This is a genomic window from Gaiella sp., from assembly GCF_057140465.1.
Genome location: NZ_DBNHWK010000011.1, coordinates 47,714 through 56,989, shown reverse-complemented (window position 1 = coordinate 56,989; position 9,276 = coordinate 47,714). Strand labels below are relative to the sequence as shown.

Genomic DNA, 9,276 nt, shown 5'->3' with positions numbered 1-9,276 from the left:
GGCGAGCTGTACGCCGAAGCGCTCCCCCTCGCCGACGAGCTGCTCCTCACCGAGATCGACCTCGAGGTCGACGGCGACACGTTCTTCCCCGCCTTCGACCGCGACGCGTTCCGAGAGGTGGCGCGCGAGCGGCACACGGCGGCGGACGGGACGGCGTTCGCCTTCGTCACGTACGTGCGAGCTCCCGTCGACGAGCGCGCGGCGCGGCACTGAGCCGCCGACGGTGGCGGCGGCGGGCCGTCGTCAGCGCATCGCCGCCAGCTCGACGACCGCGTCGCGGAAGACCTCAGTGTGCCGGTCGACGTCGGCGTCCGTCGTCGCCGGGGACATCAGCGCCATGTTGTGGAACGGGGTCAGCAGGATGCCCCGGTTGAGCGCGTACAGGTGCATGTAGCGCTCCAGCGCGAAGTCCCCCGCTGCGTGCGCCTCGGTGCCGTTGCGCGGCCGGTCGGGGCCGAACAGGTACTCGGCGCGGCAGCCGAGCCGGGTCACGTGCCAGGGCAGGCCGGAGGCCACGATCCCCTCCTCGACCCCGGCGGTCCACCGCTCGGCGAGCGGGATCATCCGCTCGAAGGCGTCCGCCGTCAGCACCTCGCCCAGGGTCGCCCGGATCGCGGCGAGCGAGAGGGCGTTGCCCGCGAGCGTGCCGCCGACGCCGCCGACGTCGACGTCCTCGAGGTCGAGGGACGCGGTGATGCGCTCCGCCAGCTCGTCGGTGAAGCCGTAGGCAGCGGCGGGGACGCCGCCGGCGATCGGCTTGCCGATCGTCAGCGCATCCGGCTCCAGCCCCTCGGCGGCCGTGTACCCGCCAGGGCCACAGCAGATCGTGTGCGTCTCGTCGATCACGAGCAGCGTGCCCGTGCGGTGCGTGAGCTCGCGGAGCGCGTCGTGGAAGCCCGGCTCGGCGTGGACGATGCCGACGTTCGTGAGCGCCGGCTCCGCGAGGACGCACGCGACGTCGCCCGGCGCGAGGGCCGCCTCGAGCGCCTCGACGTCGTTGAACTCGACGACCTTCGTCGTCTCGCGCGGGTTCACCGGCGGGCCGAGGTTTCCGCGTCGCGGCACGACCTCGCCCTCGACGAGCGTGGCGAACGTCTCGTCGACCGTGCCGTGGTAGCACCAGTTGAAGACGAGCACCTTCGGGCGCCCCGTCACGTGGCGCGCGAGGCGGATCACGAACCGGTTGGCGTCGGTGGCGGTGAGCGCGAACTGCCACTGCGGGAGGCCGAACCTGCGGGCGAGCTCCTCGCCGACCCACACGGCGTCCTCGGACGGGAGCATCAGCGTGATCCCTCGGGTCGCCTGCTCGGCGAGGGCGCGGAGCGTCGGCGACGGGCCGTGCCCGGTCATCGAGCCGGTGTCCCCGAGGCAGAAGTCGACGTACTCGTGGCCGTCGACGTCGACGAAGCGGCTCCCGTACGCCTCGGCGACGAAGACCGGGAAGCCTCCCGGCCACTTCGACATCCACTGCATCGGCACGCCGCCGACGAGGTGGCTGCGGGCCTGCTCGGCGAGGTCCCGCGAGCGGGGGTGCTCGTCGCGGAAGCGGGCCTCCTCGCGTGCCTGGAGGTCGCCGAGGCGCTCGTGCAGGGTCATGTGTCCTCCCATGCGGTGGAGCTCGGGTCGACGACGGCGGCGCCGCCGTCGACGAGGAGGGCGGCCCCGGTGACGTAGCTGGCGGCCTCGCCGAGCAGGAACGCGACGACGGCCGCGACCTCCTCCGGCTCCGCGGGCCGGCGCAGCGGCACGTGCGCGTGCGTGAGCGCGTACGCGTCGTCGCGGGAGACGCCGCGAAGCGCCGCGAGGGCGTCCATGTCCTCGTCCCCCATCGGCGTGCGCACCCATCCGGGGCAGACCGCGTTGGCACGCACGCCGCGCGGGCCGTAGTCGTGCGCGATCGACTGCATCAGCATCACGAGACCGGCCTTCGAGGAGCAGTAGGCGGCCCATCCCGGCCCGGCGCGCATCGCGTTGATCGACGCGATCCCGACGATCGAGCCCTGTCGGTCGACGAGGTGCGGCAGCGCCGAGCGCGCGACGAGGAAGGCGCCGGTGAGGTTCGTGCGGAGCACCCGCTCCCAGCCCTCCGGCGTCTCGTCGCCCACCGGCAGGGACTCGCCGATGGCGGCGTTGAGGACGACTGCGTCGAGCCCGCCCCATCGCTCGCACGCGGCGTCGACGAGGGCGTCCGCGGTCGCCGGCTCGCCGACGTCGCCGACCACGACGGCGACGTCGGGCAACTCGTCCGCGAGGGCCGCGAGGGGCTCGCGTCGCCGACCCGAGAGCACGACGCCGTACCCCGCGTCGGCGAGCGCCCGCGCGACCGCAGCACCGATCCCGGTGCCGCCGCCGGTGACGACCGCTGCCCGCACGGGTCGATCCTACGCTGGCCGCGGCGCCACCGGGAGCGCACCGGCGTCGCCCGGCGGCTGCGGAGGGTGGCCGGTCAGCGCCGGATGCTGCGGATCGTCGCCGCCCACGAGCCGCGAGGCGCCTCGACCTCGACGACGTCCCCGACGGCGGCGCCGATCAGCGCGATGCCGAGCGGCGAGGTCGGCGAGACGCCCCCGCCGACCGCGGAGATCGTCACCTCCATCCGCTCGCCGTGCTCGTCCTCGATCTCGACGATCGACCCCGGGCCGACGTGCTCGTCGGTGTCGTGGTCGACGACGACGGCGTGCTGAAGCCGGTGGCGCAGCTTCCGGATCCGCGCCTCGAGCAGGCCCTGCTCGTTCTTCGCGGCGTGGTACTCGAAGTTCTCGGAGAGGTCGCCGAAGGAGCGGGCGGTCTTGATCGCCTCGATCGCCGCCGCACGCTTTGGGCCCTCGAGCTCCGCGAGCTCGTCCTCGAGCGCGGCCTTCTGCTCGGGCGTCAGGTGCTCGATCCGGTCGTCCGCCACGGATCAACCCTACCGACCGCGCGTCGACGAGACGGTGCCGGCCCTTCCTCTCGACCCCACCCCGGCACTAGCATGTCCGCGTGCTCATCCTCCTCCTGCTGCAGCAGGCGCCGCTGATCCTGCTCCTGACGCTCGCGATCGCCATGTACCTGACGGTGATCGAGCTGCGGGAGATGCGGCCGCGCCCGCACTTCCTGTGGTGGTTCTGGTGGCTCGGGCTCGTCTTCCTCACCCACTTCATCGGCTACCTCATACTCCGGGTCTATGCCATCATCCGACGCCGACAGCAGGCGCGGGCTTAGGGACCACCCGCTCGGGCGGGTGGCGATCCTCCTGGTCGTGCTCGTGCTCGCCGCCGTCGTCGCCCGAAGCTGCTCCGGCGGCGAGGCGGACATCTCGAAGGAGCGGGCGGTCGAGATCGCACGCGAGGTGCTGATCTTCGACGCGGAGAGCGTGCAGGTGCGCTTCCTCCGCCAGGGCGTGAACAGCACCGCGTACTGGCTGGTCTCCTTCTACGACGGTGATCCGCGCAACCCGACGCGCTACCAGCTCGTGCGCGTCAACGCGGAGACCGGCGAGATCACCGACGACGGCCTGCGGGACGATGTGTAGCGACGCAACACAGTCCGTTCGCCAAGCTGTGACGATTCCTACATAGAACGCGGCCTCGACACCTCGTACGGTCTTCGCGTCGGTCCACGGGAGGCCAGGTGGAGGTTGCTGGAATGTCGATGCCCCTGATTGGCTCGCTGCTCGCACAGTCCGCTGAGGACCTGCAGGCAGTCCAGGACGCGCTCGCGCTCGACTCGGCGGTCCTCGCAGAGCAGTACTACTTCTACACCGTCGTCGTCATGTGGCTCATCCACGTGGGCTTCATGGCCTACGAGGGTGGCGCCGTGAGGCGCAAGAACATCATGTCGACGGCGATGAAGAACATCCTGACGATCGCCGTCGTCACACCGACCTTCTACTACTTCGGCTGGTACATCTACGGCTGCTTCGAGGAGGGCTGGCCCAAGGCGGGGCACGACAGCCCCGAGGCGCTCGAGGGGTTCTGCGGCCTGACCGCGCCCTGGAGCATCGGCCTCGGCCCGAACCTCGGCGACCACATCAGCCTCATCTTCTGGCTCGCATTCCTCCTCTTCTCGTGGACGACGGGCTCGATCATGTCGGGCGCCGTCGTCGAGCGGATCCGCCTCTCTGCGTACCTGATCCTGACCGCGATCCTCGGCTCGGCGGTGTGGATCATGGACGCGGCCTGGGGCTGGAGCTCGGGCGGCTGGCTCGTGACGCGCTTCGGCTTCCACGACGCGATCGCGTCGGGCGTCGTGCACGGCGTCGCCGGCGCGTTCGCCTTCGGCGTGCTCCTCAACCTCGGCCCACGGATCGGCAAGTACGACCGGCAGGGCAGAGCCCGAAGCTTCCGCGGTCACAACACCCACCTCACGTTGATGGGGCTGATGCTGATCTTCACCGGCTTCTACGGGTTCTACGCGGCGTGCCTCGTGATCACGTCCACCGCGTTCCCCGGCTGGCTCAACATCTACCTGTCGCCGTCGACGCTCGGCACGATCACGATGGTGATCACGATCGGCTTCGCGGGCGGGTTCACGGGCGGCTGGTTCGGGTCGAAGGGAGACCCGTTCTGGACCCTGTCGGGCGGCCTCGCCGGGGTGATCTCCGTCTCGGCGGGCGCCGACGTGTACCACCCGTCGCTCGCGTACCTGCTGTCCTTCTCGGGCGCGCTCGTGGCCGTCTGGTCGGGCAACTTCATCGAGAAGAAGCTGCGCGTCGACGACGCGGTCGGCGCGGTCGCCGTCCACGGCGTCGCCGGCTTCTACGGCGTCCTGCTCGTCGGGATCTTCGCCGGCGGCTACCCGACCGGGATCAACAACATCGAGTCCTCGATGGGCGGACAGCTCATGGGGGTCATGGCGTTCCTCCCGCTCGCGTTCCTGCCCGGGTTCATCGTCAGCTGGCTCCTGAAGAAGGCGAACCTGCTGCGCGTGCCGCCCGAGGTGGAGCTCGAAGGCCTCGACATGGCCGAGTTCGGGCAGGACTTCTACCCCGAGTTCGAGCGTGTGCCCGAGATCGTCGTCGAGCCGGACGGGCGCGAGGTCGACGGCGCCCCGGTGCTCCTCGATGCGTACTGGCAAACACAAGGTAGGGTGCCCGCAGGCACCTCGTCCGAGAGCTGAGGAAGGAGGAACCCGATGTTCGATGCCTTTGCCTGGGACGAATGGGGTGACACCGTCACCCAGTTCTGGACGTTCTCCGGCCAGGAGGGGACGTCGGCGGGGACGGTGATCCTCACCATCCTCGGCGTCGCGCTGATGCTCGTCTCCTTCTTCGGCTTCGTGCTCCTCGAGGAAGGCAAGCTGGCCAAGCAGGCGGCGAAGCTGCGCGCCACCGGTGCGCTCGATCGTCCCCCCGACACACCTGCAGGGGGATAAGGAGGACCGATGGCAGGCAAGCAGATCGACTTCCCCCCCGAGCAGAAGGAAGACGCACGCGTCACGCCGTTCATGCTGGGCCTCTGCCTGGTGTGCATCGTGATCGTGGTCGTGATCCTGCTCACCGACCTCGACGGCCCGTTCATCGGGCCCTGGGGGTAACCCAGAGGGTGTCACGGCTCTACCTGCGCTGCGCGATCTGCGATCGGCAGCAGGCGGAGGGGCTCATCTCCGGCGCCGCATGGGGTCGACTCGAACTCGCGAACGGGGTTCAGGTCGAGCACCCTGCGCTCAAGGGGCTGACGCTCCGTGCCTGCCCGACGTGCGTCGGGCGTCACCCTGACTGGAAGGACCAGGCGCTCGCCGCGCTCGGCCTCGACGCGTCTGCGCTCGGCGCGCCTCCGTAGATCTCTCCCTACAGACCCGGGTGCCCCCCGATGCGGCGGGGGCGCGCCCGGCCTACCCTGACCGACCCCGACCGAAACGAAGGAGCGGCAATGCGCACGATCGTCGCCGGATACGACGGCTCCCCTTCCTCACAGCGAGCGCTGGAGCGCGCGGTCTGGCTCGCGAACGTCGCCGACGCGAAGCTCGTCGTGACGAGCGTCGTGCCCGTGCTGATCGGCGGGGCGCCGCCCGACAGCCCCGGCGAGGAGCTGCAGGAGGCCGCGGCCGCCGCGCGCGCCCACGGCGTCGAGCCCGAGCTCGTCGAGGCGATCGGTGACCCCGCCCAGGCGATCGCGGAGGTCGCCGAGCTCCACGAGGCGGACCTGATCGTCGTCGGCACGCGGGAGCCCAGCCTCGTCGAGCGGGCCCTCGGCTGGAGCGTGAGCGAGAAGGTGCAGCGGCGCGCGCACTGCGACGTGCTGATCGTGCACGCCGGCCGCGACGAGACGTAGCGGCACCTGCGCGGCCCACGCGGCCTCGAGAGCGACCGCCGGCAGTCGCCGGCGGTCGGGAGCCCGCTCGGCGGACTCCCGACCCGTGGGGCCGATCAGAACAGCCCGACGGTCTCGCCGGCCGCGTCGACGTCGATCCCGTACGCGGCGGGTGTCTTCCCGAGGCCCGGCATCGTCATCATGTCGCCGCAGAGGGCGACGATCCAGCCGGCCCCGGTGTACGGCCGGAGGTCGCGCACCGTCACCGTGAAGCCGGTCGGCGCGTTGCGGAGCGCCGGGTCGTGCGACAGCGACAGGTGCGTCTTCGCCATGCAGATCGGGAGGCTCCCGAGGCCGGCGCGCTCGAACGCGGCCGCCTTCTCCCGCGCCGCGGGCAGCAGCTCGACGTCGTCGCCCCCGTAGACCTTCTGCACGATCGCCCGGATCTTCTCCTCGATCGGGGCGTCGATCGGGTAGGCGAAGTCGAAGTCGTTCGGCTGCTCGGCTGCCCCGACGACCGCCTCCGCGAGGGCGGTCGCACCGTCGCCGCCACGGAGGAAGCCCTCGTTGAGCTCGGCGGCGTAGGCGCCGTGCTCGAGCGCGAGCCGGCGGACGAGCTCCAGCTCCTCGTCGGTGTCGTTCGGGAAGCGGTTGACGCCGACGACGGCCTGCAGGCCGAACCCGTTGACGATCCCGATGTGGCGCGCGAGGTTCGCCGACCCCGCCTCGATCTCCGCGAGCCCGCCGTCGATGTCCCCGCCGTGGTGCTTGAGGGCCTTCACGGAGGCGACGAGCACGACGGCGCTCGGCCGCAGATCGCCCATCCGGCAGGTGATGTCGAAGAACTTCTCCATGCCGAGGTCGGACGCGAACCCGGACTCGGTGATCATGTAGTCGCCGAGCTTGAGCCCCACGCGGTCGGCGACGAGGGAGTTGTTGCCGTGGGCGATGTTCGCGAACGGCCCGCAGTGGACGAACGCCGGTTGCCCCTCGAGCGTCTGCACGAGGTTCGGCTTGATCGCCTCCTTGAGCAGCACCGCCATCGACCCGGCGGCGCGGATCTGCTCCCCCGTCACCGGCTCGCCCTCGTACGTCTGGCCGACCGTGATCGCGCCCAGCCGGTCGCGCAGGTCGGCGAGGTCGCGGGCGACGGCGACCAGCGCCATGATCTCGCTCGCCGCGGTGATGTCGAAGCCGGTCTGGCGGGGGTAGCCGTTCGTGCGGCCGCCGAGGCCGGTGACGACGTCGCGGAGGGAGCGGTCGTTCATGTCCATGCAGCGCCGCCACGAGATCGTGAGCGGGTCGATGCCGAGCGCGTTCCCGTGCAACAGGTGCGCGTCGATCATCGCCGCGAGGAGGTTGTTCGCCGCGGTGATCGCGTGCAGGTCACCGGTGAAGTGGAGGTTCAGGTCCTCCATGGGCACCACCTGGGCATACCCGCCCCCGGCCGCACCGCCCTTCACGCCGAACACCGGCCCGAGCGAGGCCTCGCGCAGACAGAGGATCGGCGCATGGCCGATCTTCCCGAGCCCCTGGGTGAGCGCGACCGACGTCGTCGTCTTCCCCTCGCCGGCGGGCGTCGGCGTGATCGCCGTGACGTTGATGAGCTTCGCGTCGGGCCGGTCGGCGAGGCGGTCGAGCAGCGACAGGTCGACCTTCGCCTTGTAGCGGCCGTACTGCTCGAGCTCGTCGGGCTCGATCCCGGCGTCGGCGGCGACGTCGACGATCGGGCGGAGCGTCGCCCGCTGGGCGATCTCGAGGCTGGAGGGCATCTTCTCGGTCATGGGGCTCCTTCGGGCGTACCGCGCGCGACCGGGACGCGAGCGTCCCGGGCCGCGTCGATTCTGTCAGTGGCTCACCGCGGCGGCTGCGAGCTCGGAGACGAGCGTATCCGTGTAGAAGCGCTCGAGCTTGAAGGGCTCGATCAGGGCGGGCGTCTCGCCCGTCGCGATCAGCTCCGCGAGCGTGACCCCGGTGATGGGGGCCGCCTTGAAGCCGTACGTGCCCCACCCGCAGTCGACGAGGAAGCCGTCGAGCTCGGTCACGCCCATGATCGGGCTGTAGTCGGGGCTCATGTCGCAGAGGCCGGTCCAGTGGCGGAGGATGCGCGTCGCGTGGAGCTGCGGGAACAGCTCGAGGACGTGCCGCGCCGCGTACTCGACGAACGGGAACGTGCCCTTGCTCGAGTACGTCGGGTACGGCTCGACCTCGGCGCCGATCAGGAACTCCCCGCGGTCGGTCTGCGACACGTAGATGTGCATCTGCGCGGAGACGATGATCTTGTCGAGGAACGGCTTCACCGGCTCGGTGACGAAGGCCTGCAGGATGCTCGTCGTGATCGGCAACGGCAGCCCGGCGAGCTCCGCGACGATGCTCGACCAGCCGGCGGTGGCGCTGAGCACGACCCCGGCGGACACGTCGCCCGCGGTCGTCTTGACCTTCGTCAAGCTCGACCCCTTGCGCTCGAACCCGGTCACCTCGACGCCCTGGTGGATCTCGACCCCGGCTTCGTCGACCTTGCGCGCGTACCCCCAGACGACGGCGTCGTGACGGATGATCCCTCCCGGCGGATGGTAGAGCGCACCGAGGATCGGCCACGTCACGTCGCGGGAGATCGAGATCTGCGGGCAGAGGTCCTTGACCTCCTCCGCGGTGATCACCCGGCTGTCGATCCCGAGCAGCGTGTTCACCTCGGCGCGCTCCTGCTGCACGACGAGCGAGCGGTCGGAGTGCGCGAGCGTGAAGTGCCCGTGCTGCGAGAACATGAGGTTGAAGTCCAGGTCCTGCGAGAGCTTCTCGTAGAGCTCGACGCTCGACTGGTAGAAGGCCGCCCCTTCCGGCGTGCGGTAGTTGGAGCGGATGATCGTCGTGTTGCGGCCGGCGGCGCCGGCGCCGATGTAGCTCTTCTCGAGGATCGCGACGTCCGTGATGCCGTGGTTCTTGGCGAGGTAGTAGGCGGTGGCGAGGCCGTGCGAGCCGCCGCCGATGATGACGACGTCGTAGTGGCGCTTGAGCTCCCCCGGGTGGTGGAACATCCGCTTGGGGA

General features: G+C 70.7%; 13 protein-coding genes. 8 read left to right on the top strand and 5 right to left on the bottom strand.

Annotation, left to right across the window (positions count from 1 at the left end; genetic code table 11):
* A partial coding sequence (locus tag AC162C_RS01230; protein ID WP_484095958.1) for a dihydrofolate reductase occupies positions 1-213 on the top strand: 213 nt, incomplete at its 5' end.
* A 30-nt stretch (positions 214-243) separates the two neighbouring features.
* Here the strand turns inward: AC162C_RS01230 and AC162C_RS01225 are convergent.
* The 3 genes from AC162C_RS01225 to greA all read right to left on the bottom strand — a co-directional run bounded on the left by AC162C_RS01225 (position 244) and on the right by greA (position 2,899).
* Entirely contained in the window at positions 244-1,596 is a 1,353-nt protein-coding gene (locus tag AC162C_RS01225; RefSeq protein ID WP_484095957.1) for an aspartate aminotransferase family protein, read from the bottom strand.
* Positions 1,593-2,372, bottom strand: a complete 780-nt coding sequence (locus tag AC162C_RS01220; protein ID WP_484095956.1) for an SDR family NAD(P)-dependent oxidoreductase — start codon at positions 2,370-2,372, stop codon at positions 1,593-1,595. The genes AC162C_RS01225 and AC162C_RS01220 overlap by 4 nt, the downstream gene beginning before the upstream one ends.
* Positions 2,373-2,446: 74 nt before the next feature.
* Positions 2,447-2,899, bottom strand: coding sequence for a transcription elongation factor GreA (gene greA, locus AC162C_RS01215; protein ID WP_484095955.1), 453 nt, complete (start codon positions 2,897-2,899; stop codon positions 2,447-2,449).
* 80 nt (positions 2,900-2,979) lie between these two features.
* Here greA and AC162C_RS01210 point away from each other — a divergent pair, with 80 nt between their 5' ends.
* The 7 genes from AC162C_RS01210 to AC162C_RS01180 all read left to right on the top strand — a co-directional run bounded on the left by AC162C_RS01210 (position 2,980) and on the right by AC162C_RS01180 (position 6,251).
* Complete coding sequence (locus AC162C_RS01210; RefSeq protein ID WP_484095954.1) at positions 2,980-3,201, top strand: hypothetical protein; 222 nt, start codon at positions 2,980-2,982, stop codon at positions 3,199-3,201.
* Positions 3,202-3,220: 19 nt separating this feature from the next.
* Positions 3,221-3,511, top strand: coding sequence for a hypothetical protein (locus tag AC162C_RS01205; RefSeq protein ID WP_462972897.1), 291 nt, complete (start codon positions 3,221-3,223; stop codon positions 3,509-3,511).
* A 113-nt stretch (positions 3,512-3,624) separates the two neighbouring features.
* Positions 3,625-5,097, top strand: coding sequence for an ammonium transporter (locus AC162C_RS01200; RefSeq protein ID WP_484095953.1), 1,473 nt, complete (start codon positions 3,625-3,627; stop codon positions 5,095-5,097).
* A gap of 15 nt (positions 5,098-5,112) precedes the next feature.
* The gene (locus AC162C_RS01195) at positions 5,113-5,352 is read left to right on the top strand and encodes a hypothetical protein (protein WP_484095952.1); all 240 of its coding nucleotides are present in this window, start codon (positions 5,113-5,115) and stop codon (positions 5,350-5,352) included.
* Between the two features lie 9 nt (positions 5,353-5,361).
* Positions 5,362-5,514, top strand: a complete 153-nt coding sequence (locus AC162C_RS01190) for a hypothetical protein (RefSeq protein ID WP_484095951.1) — start codon at positions 5,362-5,364, stop codon at positions 5,512-5,514.
* Positions 5,515-5,522: 8 nt separating this feature from the next.
* A complete protein-coding gene (locus AC162C_RS01185) occupies positions 5,523-5,759 on the top strand; it encodes a hypothetical protein (RefSeq protein ID WP_462972893.1) in 237 nt (78 codons plus the stop codon).
* A gap of 90 nt (positions 5,760-5,849) precedes the next feature.
* Positions 5,850-6,251, top strand: coding sequence for a universal stress protein (locus tag AC162C_RS01180; protein WP_484095950.1), 402 nt, complete (start codon positions 5,850-5,852; stop codon positions 6,249-6,251).
* Positions 6,252-6,346: 95 nt separating this feature from the next.
* On the opposite strand, the gene AC162C_RS01175 is transcribed toward AC162C_RS01180, so the two are convergent.
* Complete coding sequence (locus AC162C_RS01175; RefSeq protein ID WP_484095949.1) at positions 6,347-8,014, bottom strand: formate--tetrahydrofolate ligase; 1,668 nt, start codon at positions 8,012-8,014, stop codon at positions 6,347-6,349.
* Positions 8,015-8,077: 63 nt separating this feature from the next.
* Entirely contained in the window at positions 8,078-9,265 is a 1,188-nt protein-coding gene (locus AC162C_RS01170) for an FAD-dependent oxidoreductase (RefSeq protein ID WP_484095961.1), read from the bottom strand.
* Between the last annotated feature and the right edge of the window lie 11 nt (positions 9,266-9,276).

What these genes read in the sequence shown, in the direction of transcription:
- AC162C_RS01225 (WP_484095957.1), bottom strand. Translation starts at nt 1,596, where the DNA reads ATGACCCTGCACGAGCGCCTCGGCGACCTCCAGGCACGCGAGGAGGCC.
- AC162C_RS01200 (WP_484095953.1), top strand. Translation starts at nt 3,625, where the DNA reads ATGTCGATGCCCCTGATTGGCTCGCTGCTCGCACAGTCCGCTGAGGAC.
- AC162C_RS01195 (WP_484095952.1), top strand. Translation starts at nt 5,113, where the DNA reads ATGTTCGATGCCTTTGCCTGGGACGAATGGGGTGACACCGTCACCCAG.
- AC162C_RS01190 (WP_484095951.1), top strand. Translation starts at nt 5,362, where the DNA reads ATGGCAGGCAAGCAGATCGACTTCCCCCCCGAGCAGAAGGAAGACGCA.
- AC162C_RS01180 (WP_484095950.1), top strand. Translation starts at nt 5,850, where the DNA reads ATGCGCACGATCGTCGCCGGATACGACGGCTCCCCTTCCTCACAGCGA.
- AC162C_RS01175 (WP_484095949.1), bottom strand. Translation starts at nt 8,014, where the DNA reads ATGACCGAGAAGATGCCCTCCAGCCTCGAGATCGCCCAGCGGGCGACG.
- AC162C_RS01170 (WP_484095961.1), bottom strand. Translation starts at nt 9,265, where the DNA reads ATGTTCCACCACCCGGGGGAGCTCAAGCGCCACTACGACGTCGTCATC.